The sequence below is a fragment of the Streptosporangium sp. NBC_01810 genome (assembly GCF_035917355.1).
Taxonomy (GTDB): domain Bacteria; phylum Actinomycetota; class Actinomycetes; order Streptosporangiales; family Streptosporangiaceae; genus Streptosporangium.
Map to the genome: position 1 here is coordinate 4,860,034 of NZ_CP109070.1, position 25,517 is coordinate 4,885,550.

Sequence of the window (25,517 nt, forward strand, 5' to 3'; positions counted from 1 at the left end):
ACAGCGAAGTGAGCGACGCCCAGTTCGCCAAGCAGCTGAGGGACGCCAGGAGGATGGCGGTCAAGGTCTGCTCCCTGCCCGGCGTCTGCTGACCGTACGCGACGGGGGAGTCCGTATGGCGACCGGGACACGGTCGCCATACGGGACGGGGGTCACACCTCGATGACGACCGGAACGATCATCGGGCGGCGGCGGTAGGTGTCGCTCACCCAGCGCCCCACGGTCCTGCGGACCACGCGGCGGACCTGCTGGATGTCCACCACCCCGTCGGCCGCGTTCTCCTGCAGCGCCCGCTCCACCTGCGGCAGGATGTCGTCGAACAAGGCCGGGTCGATGCCGGATCCCCTGGCGTGGATCTCCGGGCCTGCGGCGAGCTTGCCGGTGGCGGTGTCGACCACGATGACGATGGAGATGAAGCCCTCCTCGCCCAGGATGCGGCGGTCCTTCAGCGCGAAGTCGGTGACGTCTCCCACCGAGGTGCCGTCCACGTAGACGTAACCGGCGGGAACCGCGCCCACGATCTTGGCCCGGCCGTCGACCAGGTCCACCACGACGCCGTCCTCGGCGATCACGATGTGGTCGTCCGGCACCCCGGTCAGCGCGGCGAGCTTGGCGTGCGCCCGCAGATGGCGCCACTCGCCGTGCACCGGCATGAAGTTGGACGGCCGCGTCAGGTTGAGCACGTACAGCAGCTCGCCCGCGGCGGCGTGCCCGGAGACGTGCACCTTCGCGTTGCCCTTGTGCACCACGCGGGCGCCCCAGCGGGACAGGCCGTTGATCACGTTGTTGACCGCGGTCTCGTTACCCGGCACCAGCGAGGAGGCCAGGAGGACCGTGTCGCCCTCGGCGATCCGGATCGGGTGATCGCGGTTGGCCATCCGCGACAGCGCCGCCATCGGCTCCCCCTGGGAACCGGTGCAGATCAGCACCACGTCCTCGGGCGGCCAGCCCTCGATCTCCTTGGAGTCGACGATCAGGCCCGGCGAGACCCTCAGATAGCCCAGGTCGCGGGCGACGCCCATGTTGCGCACCATCGAGCGACCGACCAGCGCGACCTTGCGACCGTGCTTCTCCGCCGCGTCGATGACCTGCTGGACACGGTGGATGTGAGAGGCGAAGCTCGCCACGATCACGCGCTTGCCGGCCGTGCGGACGACCTCGTCGATGACCGGCGCGATCTCCCGCTCACTGGTGACGAAGCCCGGTACCTCGGCGTTGGTCGAGTCGGACATCAGCAGGTCGACGCCCTCCGCGCCGAGCCTGGCGAACCCCCCCAGGTCGGTCAGCCGCCCGTCACTGGGCAGCTGGTCCATCCGGAAGTCACCGGTATGCAGGACGATGCCCGCGGGTGTCCTGATCGCGACGGCCAGCGCGTCGGGGATGGAGTGGTTGACGGCGAGGAACTCGCACTCGAACGGCCCGAACCTGTGCCGCTCCCCCTCCACGACCTCGCGCCTGGCCGGCTGGATTCGGTGCTCGGTGAGCTTGGCCTCGATCAGCGCCAGCGTCAGTTTGGACCCCACGATCGGGATGTCGCGACGCTCGCGCAGCAGGTACGGCACGGCACCGATGTGGTCCTCGTGCGCGTGGGTCAGGACCACGGCCTCGATGTCGTCCAGGCGGCCCCGGATGTACTCGAAGTCGGGCAGGATCAGATCGATGCCGGGCTGGTCGGGCTCGGGGAACAGCACCCCGCAGTCGACGACCAGCAGACGGCCCTCGTACTCGAACACGGCCATGTTGCGGCCGATCTCGCCAAGGCCGCCCAGAGCGACGATGCGCAGGGCGCCTTCGGGCAACGTGGGCGGCGGCCCTAGCTCGGGATGGGGGTGACTCATCAGGCCACACCTCTCTCAGCGGTCTCACATGTGACAGAGGCTCCCGTGGGCAGCAGGACTACTCCCTCGCCGAGCACTCCGTCCTCCGGCGGACCAACATTTCTTCTTTCTCGCAAACTCTCGTTCCTCCTGGATGCGGCCGGTCAGGGCCGCGGTCGTCTCTCTCATGTCACAACCTCGTCGGACAGCTTCACACCGCCCGTGATCAAGTCTTCGCGCAGCCTGGTGAGCTGCTCATCGGTCGCCTCCACCAGGGGCGGCCGCAGCGGTCCCGCGGACTGTCCCACCAGGCTCAACGCCGCCTTCGCCATGATCGCGCCACCGGCCTGCATCATGATCGCGGAGACCACGGGGAGCAGCCTGCGGTGGATGGCGAGCGCGCCCGCCGCATCCCCCGAGTGGTACGCCTCGATCATCGCGGCGATCTCCGCGCCCGCGACGTGGCCGATCACGCTGACGCACCCCGCCGCGCCCACCGACAGCCACGGCAGGTTGAGCGCGTCGTCACCCGAGTAGTAGACAAGGCCGGTGGACGCGATGACCTGCGAGCCCTCGAACAGGTCGGCCTTGGCGTCCTTCACCGCGACGATCCGCTCGTGCCCGGCGAGCCGTTCCAGCGTCTCACGCTGGATCGGCACTCCGCTACGGCCGGGGATGTCATAGAGCATGGCCGGTAGAGCCGTTGCGTCTGCCACTGTACAGAAGTGACGGTAGATCCCCTCCTGGGGAGGCTTGCTGTAGTACGGCGTCACCAGCAGGAGACCGTGGGCCCCGGCGCGCTCGGCGGCTCGGGCCAGTTCGACGCTGTGGTGCGTGTCGTTGGTACCGGCTCCGGCGACGACCGTGGCGCGGTCACCGACCGCCTCGACGACGGCGCGCAGCAGGCGCTCTTTCTCCTCGTCGGTGGTCGTCGGGGACTCCCCCGTCGTGCCGCTCACGACAAGGCCGTCATTGCGCTGCTCGTCCACCAGGTAGGTGGCCAGACGACGCGCTGTCTCGTAGTCGACTGCTCCGTCACTTGTGAACGGCGTGACCATGGCGGTCAGCATGCGGCCGAAGGGGGCGTCGGAGGTTCCAGTTGGCGCTGCCATAGACCGAACGCTACCTGGATCCGCTGAAACGGTGGACCCCGCCACCCCGCCTAACCTCCGTCCACCGATGGGCCCAAGAGCGAACATCCCCCCGAGGCGCCCGCTGCACACCGTACACGCGGATATACGACGCCGAGGCGAAGGACTCGGATCCGCCCGTCACGGGGCCGGCTACGGCGATCGGGGCCGTCCACGCCGATACGCGCCGATGCGCGCCGATCCGGGTCGACGCGAGATGACCGGGGGAGATCAGCTGCCGGGATCGACATCCGAGACTCCACGATCAACGCCCGACTACATGGGTTAACGATGTTTTTGTCCGCTTTGGCGATGGTGAAGGATTCCTTGAAGGAAAAAGAGGCCGCCGATATGTGCTCGGGGGTACACACATCGACGACCTCTACCGTTGAATCGGCGGCCCTTACCCGGGCGTTACACGGTCTCTGAGATATTTTTGGACACTTCTGGGAGCGGCACGCAAAGTTGGAGTTCCAAATCTTCGCCATCACCCTGTGTCGCGCATTGAATACGACAGGATGGGACAACGCCCCAGAACCCAGGGATGAACACGTGGCAAGCTCCGATCCTGTCTACCTGCGCGTCGTCGCCGACATCCGGCGCCAGATCGTCGACGGCACCCTTCCCCCAGGCTCCTCGATCCCCTCGCGCGCCCAGCTGACCAGGAAGTACGGCGTGGGCGAGACCGCCGCCAGGCACGCGCTGCGCGTGCTCACCGCCGAAGGCCTGATCGTCGGCCGCGTCGGCTCGGGCCACTACGTGCGGGAGCAGCCGCTGCTGCTCCCGCTGCACCGCTGGCGCTTCCACGACCACCACGCCCCCTTCGGGGCCGACGTCCAGTCGCAGGGCACCCGGGCCACCTGGGAGTGGCGGGCCGAGCCCACCGACGCCACCCCCGACATCGCCCACCGCCTCCGGCTGGACGAATCCGCCCCGCTGACCCGCACCCGTTACGTCTTCCGCGGCGACGGCAAGCCGATCCAGCTGGCCACCTCCTACGAGCCCGCCGAGTTCAGCGAGCCCGTCACCGAGGAGAACCCCCGCAGCCTGATCGCCCGCCTGTCCGCCTTCGGCGTCAAGATCACCGATATCGTCGAGCAGGTCCACACCCGCGTCCCACAGCCCGCCGAGAGCGACGCCCTCGCCCTGCCCGCGGGCGTCAACGTCCTGCATGTCGAGCGCACCCACTGGGCCGGAGACCGCCCTGTGGAGACCAGCGACATCATCATTCCCGGCGACCGCTTCCGCCTGGTCTACTCCCACCCTCTGCACCCCTGAGAGACCTCGGCCACCGCCCTGCCGGCGCCTTCCTCCGCACCCCTGAGAGACCTCGGCCACCGCCCTGCCGGCGCCTTTCGCCCGAACGAACGGGCGGTCACAGGCGGGGACGGGAACGAAGAACCTCCAGGGCGCGGTCCGCGTGGGCCTCCATGTGGGTCTCGCTGTGGATCACTTCCAGGAGGCGGTGGTCCACGTCGACGACGAAGGTCATCCGTCGGGTGAGGAAGGGGCCCACCGCGATGGTGCGGCGGGCGCCGAGGCTCCGGGCGACCGCGCCGTCCGGGTCGGAAAGCAGCGGAAAGCCCAGCTGGTTGGCCTGGGCGAACCTCGCCTGCCTGGCGACCCCGTCCCGGCTGATTCCGATCCTGGTCGCTCCCTCGGCGGCGAAGTCCGCCGCCAGGTCACGGAAGTGGCAGCTCTCGGCCGTGCATCCCGACGTCATGGCCGCCGGATAGAAGAAGAGCACCACCGGCCCCTTGACCAGAAACTCGCTGAGCCGCCTTTGCGTGCCCGTCTCGTCGAGAAGCTCGAAGTCCTCGACCATGTCTCCCACCGCGAGGCTCATGCCCACGAATTGTCTCCCTACGCCATCGGAGGACCTCCGCCGCGGTCGTCGTATCCGACGAGGGCGGAAGTCGATGTTCCGCCCCATTCTCCGGCGATCCGCCCACGGCACAACAGGGCCGCGCCTCACCTCGGTTCTCAGGAGCGGGATCGCTGCGTCAGGGCCACGCACGCGAGGACCACCAGTGCCGCCGCGATCGTGACCGGGCCGAACAACTCGTCGAGCAGCAACCAGGCCCACAGCAGCGTCAGCAGCGGCTGGGCGAGCTGGGTCTGCCCCGCACGGGCGATCCCGCCCATGGCCAGGCCCGCGTACCAGGGGATGAAGCCGAGGAACATCGAGACCAGGCCGACGTACGCGAACCCGGCCAGCGACGCGACGCCGGGCCGCACGTCGGTGGTCAGCGCCAGCACCACCGTGATCGGCACGGTCAGCGGGGCGGCGAGGACGAGGGTGTGGGAGATGACCCGCCAGCCGGGGGTCTCCCGGGCCAGGCGCCCACCCTCGGTGTAGCCGACGGCGGCCGACAGCAGCGCGCCGACGAGCAGCACGTCGGCCCCGGTGATGTGACCGCCCCCCATGCTGAGGGTGAAGGCCGTGATCGCCACGGCGCCAAGGCCGCAGGAGACCCAGAACAGCGCCTTGGGCCGCTCCCCCGCCCGCAGCACGGCGCAGGCGGCGGTGGCCGCGGGCAGCAACCCGATCACCACGGCGGCGTGTGAGGTGGAGGCCCCCGCGTTGAGCGCCAGGCCGCTGAAGACGGGGAAGCCGAACACCACGCCCGCCACGATGACGAGGTAGGACCGGAGCTGGGAGCCGGGCGGCAGCAGCGGCACCCTGGCCGCGAGCAGGAACGCGGCCGCCGCGACCGCCGCGATGGCGGCCCGTCCGACCGCCACCAGATAGGGGTCGAAGCCCTCCATCGCGAAGACCGTCGCCGGGAACGACCCGGAGAACACCAGCACCCCGAGCCCTGCCAGCAGGGTCCCCCGCCACGCCATGCCCGCCGGCCCGGACGGCACCTTTCCAAGGACCTCGGGAGCTCTCCCGCCGGCGCCGACCGCTACTCGATCCGATACGATAGCGCTACTATTATCCCTCATGAATGACGATAGCAGTATCGTCCGATTGGCCGCCACGCTCCGCGAGGAGATCGGGCGGCTCCGCCCGGGCGACAGGTTGCCGTCGAGCCGCGAGCTGGTCCGGCTGTACAACGTGAGCCCCGTGACCGTGTCGCGCGCGATCGGCAGGCTCTCCGCCGAGGGACGGGTGATCACGAAACCCGGTAGCGGCGCCTACGTCGCCCCGGCGGTCACGCACGGCGCCGACAGCGCCGACCTGTCCTGGCAGACGGTGGCGCTCGGCGACCGGGTGGTGGACGACAGCGAGGTCAACGGCCTGCTGACCCCTCCGCCGGACGGGGTCATCCCGCTCACCGGCGGCTACCTCAACCCGGCTCTGCGCCCCTCCAGGGCCCTGTCGGCCGCCGCCTCCCGCGCGCTCCGCCGCCCCGACGTCTGGGAGATGCCGCCGCTGGCGGGCTCCGCCGAGCTGCGCAGGTGGTTCGCCCAGGAGCTGGGCGGCGACGTCACCCCCTCGGACGTCCTCGTCGTCAGCGGCGGGCAGGCGGCGCTCACCCACGCCTTCCGCTCCCTCGCCGCCCCCCAGACCCCCGTCCTCGTCGAGACCCCCACCTATCCGGGCGCGCTGGCCTCGGCGCGGGCCGCCGGACTCCGCGCGACGGCCGTGCCCATGGACCGCGACGGGGTCAGGCCCGAACTCCTCGCGGAGGCGTTCGCCGTGACCGGCGCGCGGGTCTTCCTCTGCCAGCCGACCCTGCACAACCCCACCGGCGCGACCCTGACCCTCGAACGACGCGAGCAGGTGCTGGCGATCGCCCGCGCCGCCGGAGCGTTCGTGATCGAGGACGACTACGCCCGTTACTTCACCACGGCCCCCGTCCCGCCGCCGATGGTCGCGCTGGACACCCACGGCACGGTCGTGCACATCAACTCCCTGACCAAGGTCCTGTCGCCCAGCATGCGGGTCGCCGGAGTCGTCGCCCGCGGCCCCGCCGCCCGGCGCCTGAGGGCGAACCAGCTCGTGGAGTCGTTCTTCGTGGCCAGGCCGCTCCAGGAGACCGCCCTGGAGTTCGTCAGCTCGCCCGCCTGGCGGCGCCACCTGGCCACGCTGGGCACCGAGCTGACGCTCCGCAGGGACACCCTCGCCGCCGCCCTGACCGCCCGGATGCCCGCCGCCGGGATCCACCTGGTTCCCCGCGGCGGCCTGCACCTGTGGGTACGGCTCCCCGCCGAGGAGGACGAGGACGCCGTGGTCGAGGCCGCCAGGAGGGCGGGCGCCCTGGTGAGCCCCGGGCGCATCTACTACCCGGCCGAGCCTCCCGGCCCTCGCATCAGGGTGACCCACTCGGCGGCCGTCCACACGGCCGAGCTCGTCGAGGGCGTCCGCAGGCTGGCCACGGCACTGGACGCCTCCTGACCCCACCCTCTGACCCCACCCGCTCCTTAAAACACCGTCTATCAAGCTATGACAGTGTCGGAAGGAGTACAACCTCCTAATGGCATACAGTGGTTGCGGAGAGGTGAGCTACGACATGGACAACCCCGCCGACCTGGTGATCGACTTCGTCAACACGTACGACGTCGAGAGCGACGCCGACTCGATCCCCTCTCCCGCCGCGCTGACCGCCTGGCTCGCCGGGCGGGGCCTGATCGGGCCAGGAGAGGTGGCCGACGAGACGGATCTGGCGACGGCCGTCGACCTTCGCGAGGGCCTCCGCGCGGCGCTCCGCCACAACCACGGCCGCCCCGGCGGCGAGAACGGGGACAGGCACGAGGACAGGGACAGGGACAGACGCCGGGACGGGGACGGGCTGCCGCGGGCGTTCGCCGCTCTCCCGCTCCGGGTCGCCCTGACCACCGACGGGCCGGTGCTCGAACCGGTCGCGACGGGAGTGCCCGGCGGGCTGGCCGGCATCGCCGGCGCCGTGATGAGCACCCGCGCGGGCGGGATGTGGCCGCGCCTGAAGGTCTGCACCGAGAGCACCTGCCAGTGGGCGTTCGTCGACTCCTCCAAGAACCGTTCACGGTCGTGGTGCTCCATGAGGGTCTGCGGCAACCGCACAAAGACAAGGGCATATCGGGCCCGTCGGCAGACGGAGCCGGGTTCACGTCATCTCTGAGTCGGATTCCCCGATACGGTGTAAGAGCCTGACTCACGGATCCACCCGCCTGATGCCCGCTCGCGTGGCACGAGATCCGCGAGACAGCGCGTTCCGAGGCGACGGCAGAGAAGGAGCGGGCCGAGATGGCAGACGTAGGCGTGCGGGCGGCTCGGCACGAGGATGTCGCCGCGGTGACGAGCACCCAGATCCGCGCCTGGAAGTACGGCTACCGGGATTTCCTTCCCGAAGGACCGCTGGAGCAGATGACCGGCCCGGCGGCCGAGAACATGTGGCGGCAGCAGTGGGACGACGCGATCACCTCGCCGCCCAGCTCCCGGCACCGCGTGCTGGTGGCCGTGGAGCAGGTGGTCCTCGACACCGACGCCTTCCCCGCGCTCGGCCCCGGCGGCATCGAGGCCATGGCGGCGATGCAGGGCGCCGAGAAGGTCGCGGGCCTGGCCTCACACGCCCCGGCCGAGGACCCCGACCTCGACCCGACCATCGCCGGCGAGATGCTCACCTTCCTCATCGACCCCGACCACGTCCGGCGCGGTCACGGCAGCCGGCTGCTCAACGCCACCGTCGACTACCTCCGTGACGACGGCTACCACACCATCGTGACCTGGGTGTTCGCCGACAACTACGCGGTGCTCGGCTTCCTGGAGTCCGCCGGTTGGGGTGCCGACGGGGCCGAACGGGTCATCGACATGGGCCGTACGGTGCGGATGATCCGCCTGGCGACCGACATCAGCTAGAGCCGGAGAGGAACACCGCACCCCCATGGCCACCCCGAGCCAGTGGATCGCCGGAGCACGTCCACGCACCCTTCCCGCCGCCGTCGTCCCCGTCGCCATCGGCACCGGGGTCGCGATCGGATACAGCGGAGGGGTGTGGTGGCGGGCCCTGCTGGCTCTGTTCGTGGCTCTCGTCCTCCAGGTGGGCGTCAACTACGCCAACGACTACAGCGACGGGGTGCGCGGCACCGACGAGGGCCGGGTCGGCCCGATGCGCCTGGTCGGCTCAGGTGCCGCCCCGCCACGCCAGGTCCTCGCCGCGGCCCTCGCCTGCTTCCTCGCCGCCGCGGTGGCGGGACTGGTGCTCGTCGTGTCCACCGGGACGTGGTGGCTGCTGCCGGTCGGCGCGGCGGCGATCGCCGCCGCCTGGTTCTACACCGGCGGCTCCAGCCCGTACGGTTACCGCGCACTCGGCGAGATCTCGGTGTTCGTGTTCTTCGGCCTGGTGGCCGTGACGGGCACCACGTACGTCCAGCTCGAACACCTGCCCCCGCTCGCGGTGGCGGCGGCCGTCCCGGCGGGCCTGCTGGCCTGCGCGATGCTCGTGGTCAACAACCTGCGCGACATCGTGACCGACGGCCCGGCGGGCAAGCGCACCATGGCCGTGGTGCTCGGCGATCGCCGCACCCGTGTCCTCTACACCCTCTGCCTGGTCCTGCCCCTGCTGATCGCGCCCGCGCTGGCGCCCTGGCAGCCGTTCGCGGCGTCGGCACTGCTCGCCGCCCCACTCGCCGTCGCCCCGGTCAAGGCGGTCCGGGCAGGCGCCACGGGCCCGGCGCTCATCGCGACGCTCCAGCAGACGGGCCGCTTCCAGCTCGTGTACGGGCTACTGCTGGCCGTAGGCCTGGCTCTTTGAACGGTCCCCCTCCCGAACGAGGGGATTCTTCCCTTATCCGGCTTTCCTCCCCGTCTTCGGAGAGACAGCCCCGCCAGAGGTGGGAGGTACCTGTCAGAGGTCGAGAAGGGGCTCCAGGCCGATGGTCAGGCCGGGGAGCTCGCGGACCCGGCGCACGCCCAGGAGCACGCCAGGGGTGAACGACGAGCGGTTCATCGTGTCGTGCCGGATGGTCAGGATCTCGCCGTCGCCGCCCAGGATGACCTCCTGGTGGGCGATGAGCCCGGCCAGCCGCACCGCGTGCACCCGGACCCCGTCGACGTCGGCGCCGCGGGCCCCGTCCAGCTCCGTGCTGGTGGCGTCGGGCATCGGCGCGGAGCCCGCCTTGCGCCGGGCCTCGGCGATCAGCTCGGCGGTGCGGCGGGCGGTGCCCGAGGGCGCGTCCGCCTTGTTGGGGTGGTGCAGCTCGACGATCTCGGCGGACTCGAAGTAGCGGGCGGCCTGCTGGGCGAAGTGCATCATGAGCACCGCCGCGATGCCGAAGTTGGGGGCGATCAGCGCGTTGACGCCGGGGTTGGCCTCCAGCCAGCCCCTGACCGTCGCGAGCCGCCCGGCGTCGAAGCCCGTGGTGCCGACCACCGGGTGGACCCCGTGGGAGATGCACCACTCGAGGTTGCCCATGACGACGTCGGGGTGGGTGAAGTCGACCACCACCTCGGCACGCTCCAGCTCCTCGATCGGGTCGCCCTGGTCGACCGCCGCGACCAGTTCCAGATCGTCCGCCGCCTCGACGGCCTTGCACACTTCGACACCGACGCGCCCTCGGGCGCCGAGAACTCCAACCCTGATCACAGCCCCAAGGCTATACCGTACGAGCCCGCCTGGATGTCACGGACCACCCCGGGCCCCGGGTCCCGGGAAGGCCGGACAGAGGGCCTGGAGACGCGGGCCACCCCGGGTGCCCCAGGTCACGGGAAGGGCCCGGACAGAGGGCCTGGAGGACACGGCCCCCCGGGTCACAGGAGAGCCGGACAGAGGGCCTGGAGACGCGGACGGCCCCGGCGGGGAACGCCGGGGCCGCTCGCATTCGGGATCGTCAGCTGACCAGGGCCGCGCTGAAGTCCTTGTCATCGTCGTAGGGGCCGATGACCGCGAGGGACATCGGGCGGTTGAGGACGTCCGCCGCGACCTCGCTGATCTCCTCCGAGGTCACCGCGTCGATCCTGCCGAGCAGGTCGTCGACCGAGAGCAGCTCGTCGAAGACCAGTTCGCCCTTGCCGATCCTGGACATCCGGGAGCCGGTGTCCTCCAGGCCGAGCACGAGACCGCCGCGCATCTGCCCCTTGCCCCGGACGATCTCCTCCTCGGTGATGCCGTCGGCGATCACGCGGAGCACCTCCTCGCGGCAGATCTTCAGCACGTCGTCGATCTTCGACGGCAGGCAGCCGACGTAGATGCCGAACTGGCCGGTGTCCGCGAGGGCGGAGGTGTAGGAGTAGGCCGAGTAGGCGAGGCCCCTCTTCTCCCTGATCTCCTGGAACAGCCGCGACGACATGCCACCGCCGAGCGCCGCGTTGAGCACGCCGAGCGCGAAGCGGCGCTCGTCGGTGCGGGTCAGCGCGGTCGTACCCAGGACCAGGTTGGCCTGCTCGGTCGGCCGGTGCACCACCCGCGTACCCGAGCGGGTCTCGACACCGGGCCCCGACACGCGCGGAGGCACCGGCGAGGCGTCCCCGCCCAGTGCCCCCGCCCGCTCGTAGGCCGCGGCGACCAGGGCCACGACCTGCTCGTGGTCGACGTTGCCCGCCACCGACACCACCGTGTGGGTGGGCAGGTAGTAGCGCCGGTAGTACTCGGCGATCCGGTCGCGGGTGACCGCGGTGATCGAGTCGACGGTGCCGAGGATCGGCCTGCCGACGGGCGTGTCGCCGTACAGCTCGGTGGAGAACTGCTCGTGCACCACGTCGGAGGGGTCGTCGTCGTGCATGGCGATCTCCTCCAGGATCACGCCACGCTCGGCCTCGACGTCCTCGTCGGTGATGAGCGAGGAGGTCACCACGTCGGCGAGCACGTCGATCGCCACCCGCAGGTCCTCGTCGAGGACCCGCGCGTAGTAGCAGGTGTACTCCTTGGCGGTGAAGGCGTTGATCTCGCCGCCGATGCCCTCGATGGCCGCGGAGATCTCCAGCGCGTCCCGTGTGGGGGTCCCCTTGAACAGCAGGTGCTCAAGGAAGTGGGAGGAGCCCATGTGCTGGGGGGACTCGTCTCTCGATCCGATGCCGACCCACATGCCGACCGCGACGGAACGCACGGTCGGCATGGACTCGGTCACCACCCGGAGCCCACCGGGGAGGACGGTGCGCTTCACGACCCCGGCGCCGTCCTTGCCGGGGTGCAGAGTGGTGGTGATCACGAGTTGCGGTCTTCCCCTCCACCGCGGTTGCCGCCACCACCACTGCTGCTGCGGGTGCGGGTGCGGCGGGGCCGCTCCTCGCGCGGCCGGTCGTCGGCGGGTGCCTCAGCGGGCGGGGCCGCCGAGGTGTCGGAGTCGCCGGCCTCCGCCTTGGCCGCGGCCTCCTTCTCGATGACCTCGACGGGCACCAGGGAGAGCTTGCCGCGCGAGTCGATCTCGGCGATCTCCACCTGGACCTTCTCGCCGACGTTCATGACGTCCTCGACGTTCTCGATGCGCTTGCCGCCGTGCAGCTTGCGGATCTGGGAGACGTGCAGGAGGCCGTCCTTGCCCGGCATGAGGGAGACGAAGGCGCCGAAGGCGGCGATCTTGACGACCGTGCCCAGGTAGCGCTCGCCGACCTCCGGCATGTGCGGGTTCGCGATGGCGTTGATCGCCGACCTGGCCGCCTCGGCGGACGGGCCGTCGGTGGCGCCGATGTAGATGGTTCCGTCGTCCTCGAGGGTGATCTCGGCGCCGGTGTCGTCCTGGATCTGGTTGATCATCTTGCCCTTCGGGCCGATGACCTCTCCGATCTTGTCCACCGGGATCTTGATCGTGATGATGCGCGGGGCCGTGACGTTCATCTCCGCCGGGGAGTCGATGGCCTCCTGCATCACGTCGATGATGGCCAGACGAGCGCCCTTGGCCTGCTTCAGCGCGGCCGCCAGCACGGAGGCCGGAATGCCGTCCAGCTTGGTGTCGAGCTGGAGCGCGGTGATGACGTCCTTGGTGCCGGCGACCTTGAAGTCCATGTCGCCCATGGCGTCCTCGGCCCCGAGGATGTCGGTCAGCGTGACGTACTGGTCGCCCTCGTTGATGAGGCCCATCGCGATGCCCGCGACGATGCCCTTGAGCGGGACACCCGCGTCGAGCAGCGCCATCGTCGAGGCGCACACCGACCCCATGGAGGTCGAGCCGTTGGAACCCAGCGCCTCGGAGACCTGGCGGATCGCGTACGGGAACTCCTCGCGCAGCGGCAGGACGGGCAGCAGCGCCCGCTCGGCGAGCGCGCCGTGGCCGATCTCGCGCCGCTTGGGAGAGCCCACCCGGCCGGTCTCGCCGGTGGAGTAGGGCGGGAAGTTGTAGTTGTGCATGTAGCGCTTGGTGCGCTCGGGGTTGAGCGTGTCGATCATCTGCTCCATGCGGAGCATGTTGAGGGTGGTGATGCCCAGGATCTGGGTCTCGCCACGCTCGAACAGGGCCGAGCCGTGCACCCGGGGCACGACGTGGACCTCGGCACTGAGCTGCCTGATGTCCTTGACGCCGCGGCCGTCGATACGGACGCCCTCGGCGATGACGCGCTCGCGCATGAGCTTCTTGGTCAGCGACCGGAACGCGGCGCCGATCTCCTTCTCGCGGCCCTCGAAGTCGGGTCCGACCTTCTCCAGCGCCAGGGCCTTGACCCGGTCGAGCTCGGCCTCGCGCTCCTGCTTGCCCGCGATGGTCAGCGCGGCGGCGAGCTCGCTCTTGACCGCGCCGGTCACGGCCTCCAGGACGTCGTCCTGGTAGTCGAGGAAGAGCGGGTACTCGGCGGTCTCCTTGGCGGCGACCTTCGCGATCTTGGCCTGTGCCTCGCAGAGCACCTTGATGAACGGCTTGGAAGCCTCCAGGCCCTGCGCCACGGTCTCCTCGGTCGGCGCCACGGCTCCCTCGCCGACGAGCCTGAGCGTGTCACGGGTGGACTCGGCCTCGACCATCATGATCGCGACGTCGCCGTCGTCGAGCACGCGGCCCGCGACCACCATGTCGAAGGTGGCGTTCGCCAGCTCGGAGTTGGTCGGGAAGGCGACCCACTGGCCCTCGATCAGCGCGACGCGGACGCCGCCGATCGGGCCGGAGAACGGCAGCCCCGCCAGCTGGGTGGAGAGGGACGCGGCGTTGATCGCGACGACGTCGTACAGGTGCTCGGGGTGGAGCGCCATGATGGTGGCGACCACCTGGATCTCGTTGCGCAGGCCCTTGACGAACGAGGGGCGCAGCGGCCGGTCGATCAGGCGGCAGGTGAGGATGGCGTCCTCGGAGGGACGGCCCTCACGCCGGAAGAACGAGCCGGGAATGCGGCCCGCGGCGTACATTCGCTCCTCGACGTCCACCGTGAGGGGGAAGAAGTCGAGGTTCTCCTTGGGATTCTTGGACGCGGTGGTCGCGGAGAGGACCATCGTGTCGTCATCGAGGTAGACGACGGCGGAACCCGCCGCCTGGCGCGCGAGCCGCCCGGTCTCGAACCGGATGGTACGCGTGCCGAATGAGCCGTTGTCGATAACGGCTTCGCTGCTGTGGACACCCTCCACGGGGACCTCCTTGTGGGTCGGTCGCCCGCGTCCGGCCAGACGCACGTGTCGCGCCTGGTTCGTCGTGTTTGCCGGCTCCCCGTAGGTGCAGCGCCGGTCTTCGATCGAAGCGCCCGGTTCCGTATGGCTTGTGCCAAGATGACCGGGGGCCACTACCGAGGACCGGCCCTCCGACGCCGTGGGGCGCGCTTGCTTGCGGACGCGGGGCACTGTCTCGGCTATTCAGTTTGCTCACTGGGACGGCGTCTTCATGGCGCGACGCGCCGACACCGAGCCATATGAGATGAGGGAGCGGCGCGAGGCCGCTCCCTCATGACTCTATCGGCGCAGGCCGAGCCGCTCGATGAGCGAACGGTAGCGCGCGATGTCCTTGCTCTGCAGGTACTTCAGCAGCCGGCGGCGGCGGCCGACGAGCAGCAGCAGACCGCGACGGCTGTGGTGGTCGTGCTTGTGCATCTTCAGGTGCTCGGTGAGCTCGCTGATGCGCTTGCTCAGCAACGCGATCTGCACCTCGGGGGAACCGGTGTCGGTCTCACCCTTGGCGTAGTCACCGATGATCTGCTTCTTTGCGGCGGTGTCGAGCGACACTTCTCTCCTTGAACCTCTACGGGCACGCGCAGTTCCGACTCCCCGAACGACCGTGCGTGCCTACAGTCGCCGTGGCGAGATCAGCGCCGGGATCGTGAGAACACGGTTACAGAGCTGACATGCCAGGCTACCACCGGCCTCGTCGCCCCCGCACATCATGCGGCAGCCCCATGAATCCGGCCCCCGTGGACCGCCTGGACGGCGTGTCGGCTCACGAGAGCCACGCGTGGCTCGGCGGGACGACGGGTTCGGCGAGTTCAGCGGGACGGCGGGTTCGGCGGGCGCTCGAACGGGCCATACGGCCCCTGTGGCGAGGAACGCGCGGGAGAGATCAGCCCGTCAGGCGCCGTACCTCGTCCACGTCCGCCCGGATCTGCTCGACGAGCGCCGCGATCGAGTCGAACCTGGTGTTGCCGCGAAGCCTCGGCCCGAAGTCGACGGCCACATGCGCACCGTAGAGGTCGAGATCGTCACGGTCGAGCGCGTACGCCTCGACGGTGCGGGGCACGCCCTCGAAGGTCGGGTTGGTACCCACGGAGATCGCCGCGGGCCAGCGCTCGCCGCCGTACACGGCGGGCAGGTTGCCGGTCTCGACGCCCTGCAGCCAACCGGCGTAGACGCCGTCGGCGGGGATCGCGGTGAACTCCGGCGACTCCAGGTTGGCCGTCGGGAAACCGAGCTGCCGGCCGCGCTGGTAGCCGCGGACCACCACGCCCTCGACCCGGTGCGGGCGGCCGAGCGTCAGCCTGACCGCCTCCATGTCACCGGAGGTGATCTGCTCGCGGATCAGCGTGGAGGAGATCGTCTCACCATCGCTGACCAGCGGGACCGCCTCGGCCACGAAGTCGTACTTCTCGCCGAGGGTGCGCAGTGTCTCCACGTCACCGGAGGCCTTGTGGCCGAAGCGGAAGTTCTCCCCCACCACGACCCCGGCGGCGTGCAACCGGTCGACGAGCACGGTCTGCACGAACTCGTCGGGGCTCATCCGGGAGAACTCCAGCGTGAACGGCAGGACGCACACCGCGTCGACGCCCAGCCCGGCGAGAAGCTCGGTGCGGTGCCTGGCCGTCGTCAGCCTCGGAGGATGCGTGCCGGGCCGCACCACCTCCTCCGGATGCGGGTCGAAGGTCACCACCACCGAGGGCACCGCAAGATCCGCGGCCATCGCGACGGCTCTGGCCACCATCTGCTGATGCCCGCGGTGAACGCCGTCGAAGACGCCGATCGTGACGACGGACCTGCCCCAGTTCTCGGGCACGTCGTCCAATCCGTGCCAACCTCGCACCGCAGCCTCTTCCCCTTGTAGCGGATCGACCCCTAAAGCCTGCCATGCTCCCCGGTCATCTCTCCAACCGGGGAGCGTATCGGAAAGTGACAGGCCACCTGACGTCCGCCGACGAGGCTCGGCGCGGGACGTTCGGTACGGCACCGCTCCTGGGCGATCGGGCAGCGGGGGTGGAAGGAACAGCCGGTGGGCCGGTCGATCGGGCTGGGCACGTCGCCGGTCAGCACGACACGCTCGCGGCGTGGCGCTCCCGACCCGTCGTCGATCTCCGGAACCGCCGAGAGCAGCGCGTGGGTGTAGGGGTGGGCGGGGGCGGCGTACAGCGCCTCGGCCTCGGCCACCTCGACGATCTCCCCGAGGTACATCACCGCGATCCGGTCCGACACGTGCCGCACCACGCCGAGGTCGTGCGCGATGAAGACGTAGGTGAGCCCGAGCTCCTCCTGGAGATCGGCGAAGAGGTTGAGCACCTGCGCCTGCACCGACACGTCGAGCGCGGAGACCGGCTCGTCGGCCACCACGAGCTTGGGCGACAGGGCGATGGCCCTGGCGATGCCGATCCGCTGGCGCTGGCCACCGGAGAACTCGTGCGGGTAGCGGTCCAGGTGGCTCTTGGCCAGGCCGACCAGGTCGAACAGCTCACCGACCCGGTTCCTGATCGCGCCGGCGTCGCCGTACCCGTGGATCCTGAGCGGCTCCGCGACGGCGTCACCGGCCGTGCGGCGCGGGTTGAGCGAGGCGTAGGGGTCCTGGAAGACGAGCTGCAAATCCTTGCGGACCGGGCGGAGGCCGCGCCGGGACAGGCCGGTGATGTCCTGCCCGTCGAACTCCACCCGGCCCGCGGTGACATCGGTCAGCCGGACCAGGCAGCGGCCGAGCGTGGACTTGCCACACCCGGACTCACCGACCACGCCGAGGGTCTCCCCGGCGCGGACCTCCAGCGAGACCCCGTTGACGGCCTGTACGCCCCGGCCTCCACGCGCCCTGAAGTGCTTGACCACGTTGGTGGCCCTGAGCAGGGCGTTCATCGTCGTGTCCGTTGTGTTCACGGGTCGCTCAACGCTCCTCATCCGCCGCGAGGGCGGTCTGTCGTGCCGGGGACGCCACCAGGCCGTCGCGGTCGCCGCGACGGATCCGCTCCCTGCCCTCCCGGGGCAGCAGGCAGGCGTCGAGGTGGCCGGCCACGCCGACGAGCGGGGGGACCTCGTCGCAGGCGTGGTGGCGGTGGACGCAGCGGTCGGCGAAGGGGCAGCCGCCGCCCGAGGCGCCGGGGGCGCCCGGGATCGTGGGCAGCCGCCGGACGCGCGGGCCGCCCACCCGGGGCACCGAGTCGAGCAGGCCCCAGGTGTAGGGGTGGCGGGGGGCGTGGAAGACCTTTCCGCGGGGACCGCGCTCGACCGCGCGCCCGCCGTACATGACCAAGACCTCGTCGGCGATCTCCGAGACCACGCCCATGTCGTGGGTGATCATGACGATCGCCGAGCCGTGGTCGGTGCGCAGGCGGCGCATCAGGTCGAGGATCTGCGCCTGGGTGGTGACGTCGAGCGCGGTGGTGGGCTCGTCGGCGATCAGCAGCCCGGGGTTGCACGACAGCGCCATGGCGATGACCACGCGCTGGCGCATGCCGCCGGAGAACTCGTGCGGGTAGGAGTCCACCCGCTTGCCGGGGGCCGGGATGCCGACCTCGTCGAGCAGCTTGACCGCGCGGTCGCGGGCCTGCCTCTTCGAGATCCTCTCGTGGGCGCGGATCTGCTCGGCGATCTGCCAGCCGACCGTGTAGACGGGGGTGAGGGCGGTCATCGGGTCCTGGAAGATCATGGCGATCTCCCGCCCCCGGACGGCCCGCATCTCCTTGTCCTTCAGCGACAGCAGGTCACGGCCACGGAAGATCACACTTCCAGAAATTTCGGCATTAGGGGTACGGATCAGCCGGAGCACGCCGAGCATCGACACGCTCTTGCCCGAGCCCGACTCCCCCACGATGCCCAGCACCTCGCCGGGCCGTACGGAGAAGGACAGCCCGTCGACGGCCGTGAACCGGCCCCTGCCGGTGCGGAAGCGCACCCGCAGGTCGTCGACTTCGAGAAGCGGTTGGTCAGGCACGGCGCACCCTAGGGTCGAGCCGGGCGTACAGGACGTCCACCACGGCGTTGGCCAGTACGACGAAGAAGGCGGCGTAGAGGACCGTGCCCATGATCACGGGCAGGTCGAGGTTCTGCAGCGCCTGGTAGGTGAGTTTGCCGATGCCCGGCAGGCCGAAGACCACCTCGGTGAGCAACGCCGCGCCCCCGACGAGGGCGCCGAAGTCCAGGCCGAACAGCGACACGATCGGGATCAGCGAGCAGCGCAGCGCGTGCCTGATCAGGATGCGCCACTCGGACAGGCCCTTGGCGCGGGCGGTGCGCACGTAGTCCTCGTTCAGCGCCTGGATCAGCTCGCCGCGCAGCAGCCTGGCGTAGATCCCGGCGTACAGCAGGGCCAGGGTGAGCCAGGGCAGCAGCAGGTGCAGCGCCCACTGTCCAGGGCTCTGCGAGAGCGGGACGTAGCCGAGCGGCGGGACCCAGGAGAAGACCGAGTCGTGCAGTTCCTTCTGGGTGATGAGGTTGACCACCTCGCCCAGCCAGTAGACCGGCAGCGAGACGCCGAAGACGCCGAGCAGCATGACCAGCGGGTCGACCACCGTGCCGCGCATGGCGCCGGCGAGGGTGCCCATCGCCACGCCCAGCACCATCCAGATCACCGCCGCGCCGGCGACGAGCGAGAGCGTGACCGGGACCGCGGCCATGATCTGCGGGATCACCAGCGTGCCCCGGTTGACGAACGAGGTGAGGTCCTGGGTGACGAACAGGTGCTTCATCATCATCAGGTACTGCACGGGCAGCGGCTGGTCGAAGCCGAACGACGCGCGCACCTGCTCCAGCGTGGCCGGGTCGGCGTTCTTGCCCGCGATGCGTGCCGCCGGGTCCACGCCCGGCGTGGCGAAGAAGATCAGGAAGACCAGCACGCTGATCGCGAAGAGGACGAGCAGCGCGGCACCGAAGCGCCGCAGGATGTAGCCGATCATCAGGCGCCTCCCCGCAGCCGGGCGTTCGGGTCGAGCGCGTCGCGCACGCCGTCGCCGAAGACGTTGAGCACGACCGCGGTCAGCGCGACGAACAGCCCCGCGGCGATAGTGATCATCGGCCGGGTGTAGAGCAGGGCGAGGCCGTCGTTGATGATCGTGCCCCAGCTCGCGTCGGGCGACTGGACACCGACCGACAGGAACGACAGCGCCGACTCGGTGAGCATGCTGAGCGCCGTCATCAGCGGCAGGAACACCACCACTGTGGGCAGGATGTTCGGCAGCACCTCACGGCGCATGATCCGCAGGTCGCTCGCGCCCAGGCCGACGGCGGCGTGCAGGAACTCCTTGTCGCGCAGCGCCATCACCTGGCCCCGCAGTGGCCGGGCCACGTAGGGGACGTAGATGATCGCGATGATGACGATCGGCAGTGCGAGGCTGCCCGCGTCGATGTGGACCGGCCCCAGGTGCAGGCCGCTGGTGAGCAGCACCACCGACAGGCAGATGGCCAGCAGGTAGACCGGGAAGGCCCAGATCACGTCGAAGAACCGGGAGAGCACGGCGTCGATCCAGCCGCCGAAATAGCCGGCGACCACGCCGAGCACGGTGGCCAGCGCACAGCAGAGCAGCGCCGCGGAGACGCCGATCAGCAGGCTGTTGCGCCCGCCGTACAGGAGCCTGGCCATGACGTCGCGGCCCTGGTTGTCCGCCCCGAGCAGGTAGTGGCCGGGGTCGCCGGTCGGGCCGATCGGGGTGACGCCCAGACCGAGGCCCTCGGTGCTCTGCTGGAGGACCTGGACCTCCTGGCCGTCCACGACCGTGGTGCCGGAGATGTTGGAGACGAACGGGTCGGTGTGCGCGATCGAACCCGCGTAGACCGGGGCCAGCAGGCAGACGAGCACGATGAGGAGCAGTCCGGCTCCGGCGATCATCGCCGAGCGGTTGCGCAGGATCCGGACGGCGGCCTGCCGCCACGGGCCGGCACCGGGCCGGACCGTGGCGGCGACCGCGGGGATGGTCTCCGCCCCGCTCATCGTGCTCACCTACTTGACCCAGAGCTGGGAGATGAGCATGAAGAACTGCTTGTGGAACTGGTAGTTGCCGACCCTGCTGGAGACGAAGTCGACCTGCTTGGGGGTGAACAGCGGGATGATCGGGCTTGCCTTGGTCAGGTCGCGGTCGATCTCGCCCCACTTGGCGTTCGCGGCGTTCTTGTCGGTCCGGTCCAGCGTCATGGCCTCGGCCATCCGGGCGTCGATGTCCTTGTCACAGAAGCCGGAGATGTTGATGCTGGAGTCGCTGCCCGGGCGGAAGGACGCGCAGGACAGCAGCACGTTCAGGAAGTCCGAGGCGGCGGGGTAGTCGGCGTACCACTGGGAGACGCTGGCCTGGACCTTGTTCTTGTCGTTCTGGATGTAGGTGAAGTGGATGTTCGTCGAGATGACCTTGAGCTTGGCCTGGTAGCCGATCTGCTCCAGGGTGCTGCGGACGTACTCGCCGATCTGCTTGCTCACGTCGTCGTCGGCGACGACCAGGGAGACCTCCTGGCCCGCGGTGCCCGACTGCTGGACGAGTTCCCTGGCCTTGGCCAGGTCCTGCTTGGGGAAGTCACAGAAGTCGGCGTGACCGGGGATGCCGGGCGGCAGGAGTGAGCAGGCGGGCTGGGCCACGTTGGCCCCGCCGAACATCTTCACCACGGCCTGGCGGTCGATCGCCCAGTTGAGCGCCTGACGGGCCTCGGGCTTGTCGAACGGGGCGAGGTTGACGTTGAGCGGGAGGTACCAGAAGGCCGAGAGCTGGTTCACGTGCGCCTGGGAGGCGTACTTGGTGCCGATCTCGCTGAGCCGATCGGCGGGCAGCGGGTCGAAGACCCAGTCGGCCTGGCCGTTCTGGACAGCGGTGACCGCGGCCTCGGCGGTGAGGCCGTAGGAGTAGACGATCTCGTCCGGGTACCCCTGCGGCTGCGCCTCGCGCGACCACTCGGTGAAGTTGGGGTTGCGGACGAGCTTGAGCTCCTTGTTGGGGTCGTAGGAGGCCGCCGTGTAGGGCCCGGTGCCGCCGATCGGCTTGGTGCCCTGGTCCTTGTCCGGGGTGTCCTTCGGCAGCACCGCCGCGTGCGGCAGCGCGAGCTTGAGCGGGAACTCCGAGTCCGGCTCGACCAGGTTGATCGTGACCGTGTTCTTGGCCTTGTCGGCGACCACGCCCGCCTCGAGCGTGCAGCCCTTCGGCTTCTTGACGCAGTCTTCGGCGCCGACGATCCCGGCGTAGAAGGTGCCGGAGGTCGGCCCGGAGACCTTGTAGATCCGCTCGAAGGAGGCCACCACGTCGTCGACGGTGACCTCGCCGCCGCCGGCGAACCTCACGCCCTTGCGGAGGGTGAAGGTGTAGGACCTGCCGTCCTGACTGACCTGGGGCATGGCCTCGGCCAGGTCCGGGACCAGGTCGTAGGAGGCCTCGCCACCGACCTTCTTGAAGGCCAGCAGGCCGTCGTACATGGCCTGGAAGACCTGCCAGTTGCCGTTGCTGTAGTTGATGTGCGGGTCGAGCGTGCCGTCGCCGGCCTTGGCCTGCAGGCGGAGCGTGCCGCCCTTGTGCTGCTCCTGGAAGCCCGCTGAGCCCGCCTGGGAGGATCCGGCCGGGCCGGCCTGCCCTGCGGACCCGGCCGGGGCGGAGGCGCCGGAACAGGCGGCGACGGACAGGGCGAGCAGGGCCGCGCCCGCTGCGATCGGGATGTTGCGCTTCATGGGGGTCCTAGTCCGTGGAGTCGAGGAATGAGCCGACCACCTGCAGGAAGAGCTCCTCTTCCTCGATGTGCGGCATGTGACTGGAGTGCTCGAAGATCTGCCATCGGACGTCGGGGATGTGGTCCGCGAAGGGCTGCACGGTGCGAGGGGTGGCCTCGTCGTGCCGCCCGGAGACGAGCAGGGTGGGCGCGGTCACCTGGTGCAGCCTGTCGACCACCGACCAGTCCCGCAGGCTGCCGACGACGTGGAACTCGGTCGGCCCGTTCATCGTGTGGTACACGGTCGGGTCCTCCGCGGTCTTGGCGTCGCTGGCCAGGACCTCCGGCGGGTTGGGAACGATCATGCAGACGTGGCGGGCGTTGAACACCTTCTCCGCCGCGCGGTACTCGGGGCTGCCGGTGGTCCCGGCGGCCTCGTGCTCGCGGAGCGTCCGCTCGACCTCGGCCGGAAGCTCGGCGCGCAGCCGGTCGCACTCCTCGCGCCAGAGCCCCATCGAGGCGGGCGAGTCGGCGATGACCAGCCCCTTGAGGCCCTCGGGCCGGAGTACCGCGTGCTCGGCGGCCAGCATGCCGCCCCACGACTGGCCGATCAGGTGGTATCCGCCGGCGATGCCGAGATGGGTCAGCAGGTTGTCCAGTTCGGCGAGGAAGAGCTCGACCGTCCAGAAGTCGGCGCCGCGATCGGGCAGGTGGGTGGAGAGCCCCACACCGAGCTGGTCGTAGTGGACGACCGCCCGGTCCTGCTCGGCCAGCCGCGCCATACGCAGGGTGTAGTCGTGGGCGGCGCCGGGGCCGCCGTGCAGCACGACGAGGGGGGCTTTGCCCGCGTTCAGGTCTCCCGTGACGCGGTACCAGGTATGCCAGTCCTTGAAGGGGGCCAGGCCCTGGGTGGTCGGTTCGGGGATCGCCACCGCAGTCCTCCATACAACAAGTGGGCATATGCCACTAGATGAGCCGAATGTCCATGTCGTGGACATCATATGGATTAATGGCCTGAACACAATACCTTTTTTGGAATCGTAAGGTTGTGTAACGTGCCGGGTGTGTACCCCGACGCGACGTCCCCCGGCACCGACGATCTCTCCCGCATGCTGGGCCAGGTGCTGGGCGACGCCACCCAGTCCTCCGTGCTCAGCCCCGTCAGGGTGCAGTCGGTGGCCACCGAGGTGGCCGATCGGCTGATGACCGCCGTCGCGATAGGCGACTACCTGCCCGGCGAACGCCTCCCCGGAGAACGCGAGCTGGCCACGATCCTCGACGTGAGCCGCGCGACGGTCCGCGAGGCCATCGGCCGGCTCCAGGCGGTGGGCATCGTGGAGATCAAGCGCGGCCGGACCGGCGGGGCCTACGTCAGGACGAGCTGGACCGAGGCCACGGCCTCCGCCGTGCGCCGCACGCTCCTGCCCCGCTGGCCCGAGCTGGAGCAGCTGTTCGACCTGCGCTGCCTGGTGGAGGGGCTGGTCGCGCGGACCGCCGCACTCCGCCGTACGGACGAGGACCTGTCGGCCATGCGCGTGGCGCTGGACGGCTACGCGACGGCCGGCACGCTGGGCCAGGAACAGGCGGCCGACGCGGCCTTCCACGGCGCCATACTGGCCGCGACGGCCAACCCGAAGATCAGCGCGCTCAGCCGGGACCTGCTGACGCGGGTGAGCCTCGGATTCCCCGTCGAACCGTACGGGGAGGACGATCCCGATGATTACCAGCGGGCGCTGACCGAGCACCGGAAGATCTACGAGGCCATCGCGGCCGGCGACGCCGAGCGGGCAGGCTCCCTGTCGGAGCAGCACTTCGCCCTGACCTCCGACATGATGCGCGCCATGCTCGAACGCGCCCAGGAACGGGCCTCCGGATAGCCCGCACCCGCCCGGCGACCAGATCCCGGGCAGCCTCGTCCCACCCGGCGACCGATCCCCGGACAGCCCCGGCCCCGTTCGGCGACCGATCCCCGGACAGCCCCGGCCCCGTTCGGCGACCGGTTTCCCGGACAGGACCGTCCAGGAAGCCGCGGTCCAGGCTAGGGGCGGGTCTCCAGATAGCCGATCAGCGTGCGGACCATCGCACCGGTCGCGCCCACCGGGCCCAGGTCGGTGGGCTTGTCCAGGTAGGCGGTCGTGGCGAAGTCCAGGTGGGCCCAGGGCAGGCCGGCGGTGAACGGCCGCAGGAACAGCGCGGCGATCGTCGCGTCGGCCAGATTGCCGCCCTCGTTCTTCGCGTCGGCCACCTCGGAGGCGAGCCTGTCGGCGTACGGCTCCCAGAGCGGCAGCTCCCACATCGGCTCACCGGCCCGTGAACCGGCCGCGATCAGCTCGCCGACCAGCCCCCGGTCACTGCCGATCACCCCGGTGATGTCCTCACCGAGCGCGTGCATCACCGAGTAGGTCAGCGTGGCCGCGTCGATCAGCACGTCGGGAGAGCTCTCGGCCAGGTAGGCGAGCGCGTCGGCCAGTACCAGACGGCCCTCGCTGTCGGTGTCGGTCACCTCGGTGGTCCGCCCGTTGCGGTGCCTGAGCACGTCCCCGGGCCGGGTGGCGGAGCCGCTGACCATGTTCTCGGCCGCGGGCACCACGGCGGTGACCCCCACCGGCAGCCCCAGCCTGGCGGCGGCCTGGACGACCGCGAGCATGGTCGCCCCACCCGCCATGTCACACTTCATGGTGGACATCGCCCCGAGGCCCTTGATGGCGAGACCGCCGGAGTCGAAGGTGATGCCCTTGCCCACGAGGCCGACCGTGCCGCTCGCGCCGTCACCGGGGTGGCTCACCTCGATCAGGCAGGGCGGGTTCGCGCTGGCCGCGCCGACGCCGAGGATGCCGCCGAAGCCGCCCTCGCGGAGCGCACCGGTCTCCAGCACCCGCACGCCCAGCCCGCACGCCCCGGCCATCTCCCGCGCCCGCTCGGCCAGGTCCATCGGGACCAGGTCACCGGCCGGGGTGTTGACCAGGTCGCGGGCGAACGTCACCGCGTCGGCGACGATCCCGGCCCGCACGACCCCCGCGGGGTTCTCAGCCGCCAGGATGATCAGTTCGCGTACGGCATGCCCGGATGGCTCGCTCTTGTAGCCGTCGAACCGGTAACCGCCCAGCCGCACGCCCTCGATGACCGCCTGGGCGTGGGGGAAGGCGATGGCCACGGTGGGGAACTCGGCGAGCCGTGGCGCGACGCGGCCCACCGCCCGCCGTACCGCGTGCTCGCCGTCGTCGGTGCCGAGCCCGACCAGCAGGACCGCGGCCGCGCGGAAGACGTCGCCGTCCCGGCGCGGCAGCAGCAGGTCCTGACCGGCCCTGCCGGTGAACCTGACCTGGCCGAACACGCCGCCGAGGCCGAGCCCGGGGTCGTGCCCCTCGCGCACCGGCAGGACGAGCAGGTCCGCGGCGATCTCGGCGGCGGGCAGGGAGGAGAGGGACACCTCCATGAGACGACTCCTAACAGGACTAAATGGTTCGGTTCACGAACCTTAAAGCACTGCCAGGTCACGCGGGTCACCG

The 25,517-nt window shown here is 70.3% G+C and carries 22 protein-coding genes; 6 read left to right on the plus strand and 16 right to left on the minus strand.

Annotation, left to right across the window (positions count from 1 at the left end; all coding sequences use genetic code 11):
- Positions 1–152 precede the first annotated feature (152 nt).
- Entirely contained in the window at positions 153–1,838 is a 1,686-nt protein-coding gene (locus OIE13_RS21135; RefSeq protein WP_326637128.1) for a ribonuclease J, read from the minus strand.
- Between the two features lie 164 nt (positions 1,839–2,002).
- A complete protein-coding gene (gene dapA, locus OIE13_RS21140) occupies positions 2,003–2,929 on the minus strand; it encodes a 4-hydroxy-tetrahydrodipicolinate synthase (protein WP_326637126.1) in 927 nt (308 codons plus the stop codon).
- Positions 2,930–3,499: 570 nt separating this feature from the next.
- Here dapA and OIE13_RS21145 point away from each other — a divergent pair.
- The gene (locus tag OIE13_RS21145; protein ID WP_326637125.1) at positions 3,500–4,225 is read left to right on the plus strand and encodes a GntR family transcriptional regulator; all 726 of its coding nucleotides are present in this window, start codon (positions 3,500–3,502) and stop codon (positions 4,223–4,225) included.
- A 97-nt stretch (positions 4,226–4,322) separates the two neighbouring features.
- Here the strand turns inward: OIE13_RS21145 and OIE13_RS21150 are convergent, their stop codons facing one another.
- Positions 4,323–4,793, minus strand: a complete 471-nt coding sequence (locus OIE13_RS21150) for a peroxiredoxin (protein WP_326646996.1) — start codon at positions 4,791–4,793, stop codon at positions 4,323–4,325.
- Positions 4,794–4,930: 137 nt separating this feature from the next.
- A complete protein-coding gene (locus OIE13_RS21155; RefSeq protein ID WP_326828611.1) occupies positions 4,931–5,815 on the minus strand; it encodes a DMT family transporter in 885 nt (294 codons plus the stop codon).
- 79 nt (positions 5,816–5,894) lie between these two features.
- Between OIE13_RS21155 and OIE13_RS21160 the strand changes: the two genes are divergently transcribed.
- From OIE13_RS21160 to OIE13_RS21175, 4 genes are all read left to right on the plus strand, one after another.
- Complete coding sequence (locus OIE13_RS21160; protein WP_326637123.1) at positions 5,895–7,292, plus strand: aminotransferase-like domain-containing protein; 1,398 nt, start codon at positions 5,895–5,897, stop codon at positions 7,290–7,292.
- A gap of 79 nt (positions 7,293–7,371) precedes the next feature.
- Complete coding sequence (locus OIE13_RS21165) at positions 7,372–7,995, plus strand: CGNR zinc finger domain-containing protein (protein ID WP_326637121.1); 624 nt, start codon at positions 7,372–7,374, stop codon at positions 7,993–7,995.
- A gap of 125 nt (positions 7,996–8,120) precedes the next feature.
- On the plus strand, positions 8,121–8,732 hold the full coding sequence (locus OIE13_RS21170) for a GNAT family N-acetyltransferase (protein ID WP_030904184.1): 612 nt from the start codon (positions 8,121–8,123) through the stop codon (positions 8,730–8,732).
- Positions 8,733–8,757: 25 nt separating this feature from the next.
- Positions 8,758–9,627 carry a 1,4-dihydroxy-2-naphthoate polyprenyltransferase gene (locus OIE13_RS21175; protein ID WP_326637115.1) on the plus strand — a complete coding sequence of 290 codons (870 nt, stop codon included), beginning with the start codon at positions 8,758–8,760 and terminating at the stop codon, positions 9,625–9,627.
- A gap of 93 nt (positions 9,628–9,720) precedes the next feature.
- On the opposite strand, the gene dapB is transcribed toward OIE13_RS21175, so the two are convergent.
- The 11 genes from dapB to OIE13_RS21230 form a co-directional block, all read right to left on the minus strand.
- A complete protein-coding gene (gene dapB, locus OIE13_RS21180; RefSeq protein ID WP_326637113.1) occupies positions 9,721–10,458 on the minus strand; it encodes a 4-hydroxy-tetrahydrodipicolinate reductase in 738 nt (245 codons plus the stop codon).
- Between the two features lie 244 nt (positions 10,459–10,702).
- Positions 10,703–12,016, minus strand: a complete 1,314-nt coding sequence (locus tag OIE13_RS21185; RefSeq protein ID WP_326646995.1) for a M16 family metallopeptidase — start codon at positions 12,014–12,016, stop codon at positions 10,703–10,705.
- Positions 12,016–14,352: a polyribonucleotide nucleotidyltransferase gene (locus OIE13_RS21190; protein ID WP_326637111.1), complete on the minus strand. Its 2,337-nt coding sequence runs from the start codon at positions 14,350–14,352 to the stop codon at positions 12,016–12,018. Before OIE13_RS21190 ends, OIE13_RS21185 begins: the two co-directional genes overlap by 1 nt.
- Before the next feature lie 318 nt (positions 14,353–14,670).
- Positions 14,671–14,940 carry a 30S ribosomal protein S15 gene (rpsO, locus tag OIE13_RS21195; RefSeq protein WP_326637109.1) on the minus strand — a complete coding sequence of 90 codons (270 nt, stop codon included), beginning with the start codon at positions 14,938–14,940 and terminating at the stop codon, positions 14,671–14,673.
- 331 nt (positions 14,941–15,271) lie between these two features.
- Positions 15,272–16,225 carry a bifunctional riboflavin kinase/FAD synthetase gene (locus OIE13_RS21200; protein WP_326637107.1) on the minus strand — a complete coding sequence of 318 codons (954 nt, stop codon included), beginning with the start codon at positions 16,223–16,225 and terminating at the stop codon, positions 15,272–15,274.
- A 32-nt stretch (positions 16,226–16,257) separates the two neighbouring features.
- Entirely contained in the window at positions 16,258–17,274 is a 1,017-nt protein-coding gene (locus OIE13_RS21205) for an ABC transporter ATP-binding protein (protein ID WP_442811529.1), read from the minus strand.
- Positions 17,275–17,281: 7 nt separating this feature from the next.
- Complete coding sequence (locus tag OIE13_RS21210; protein WP_326637103.1) at positions 17,282–18,328, minus strand: ABC transporter ATP-binding protein; 1,047 nt, start codon at positions 18,326–18,328, stop codon at positions 17,282–17,284.
- The gene (locus OIE13_RS21215) at positions 18,321–19,289 is read right to left on the minus strand and encodes an ABC transporter permease (RefSeq protein WP_326637102.1); all 969 of its coding nucleotides are present in this window, start codon (positions 19,287–19,289) and stop codon (positions 18,321–18,323) included. Before OIE13_RS21215 ends, OIE13_RS21210 begins: the two co-directional genes overlap by 8 nt.
- On the minus strand, positions 19,289–20,320 hold the full coding sequence (locus OIE13_RS21220; protein WP_326637100.1) for an ABC transporter permease: 1,032 nt from the start codon (positions 20,318–20,320) through the stop codon (positions 19,289–19,291). Before OIE13_RS21220 ends, OIE13_RS21215 begins: the two co-directional genes overlap by 1 nt.
- 9 nt (positions 20,321–20,329) lie before the next feature.
- Positions 20,330–22,030: an ABC transporter substrate-binding protein gene (locus tag OIE13_RS21225; RefSeq protein ID WP_326637098.1), complete on the minus strand. Its 1,701-nt coding sequence runs from the start codon at positions 22,028–22,030 to the stop codon at positions 20,330–20,332.
- A gap of 7 nt (positions 22,031–22,037) precedes the next feature.
- Entirely contained in the window at positions 22,038–22,940 is a 903-nt protein-coding gene (locus OIE13_RS21230; RefSeq protein ID WP_326637096.1) for a proline iminopeptidase-family hydrolase, read from the minus strand.
- A gap of 123 nt (positions 22,941–23,063) precedes the next feature.
- Between OIE13_RS21230 and OIE13_RS21235 the strand changes: the two genes are divergently transcribed.
- Positions 23,064–23,885: a FadR/GntR family transcriptional regulator gene (locus OIE13_RS21235; protein ID WP_326637094.1), complete on the plus strand. Its 822-nt coding sequence runs from the start codon at positions 23,064–23,066 to the stop codon at positions 23,883–23,885.
- Positions 23,886–24,046: 161 nt separating this feature from the next.
- Here the strand turns inward: OIE13_RS21235 and OIE13_RS21240 are convergent, their stop codons facing one another.
- A complete protein-coding gene (locus tag OIE13_RS21240; protein ID WP_326637092.1) occupies positions 24,047–25,444 on the minus strand; it encodes a leucyl aminopeptidase in 1,398 nt (465 codons plus the stop codon).
- Between the last annotated feature and the right edge of the window lie 73 nt (positions 25,445–25,517).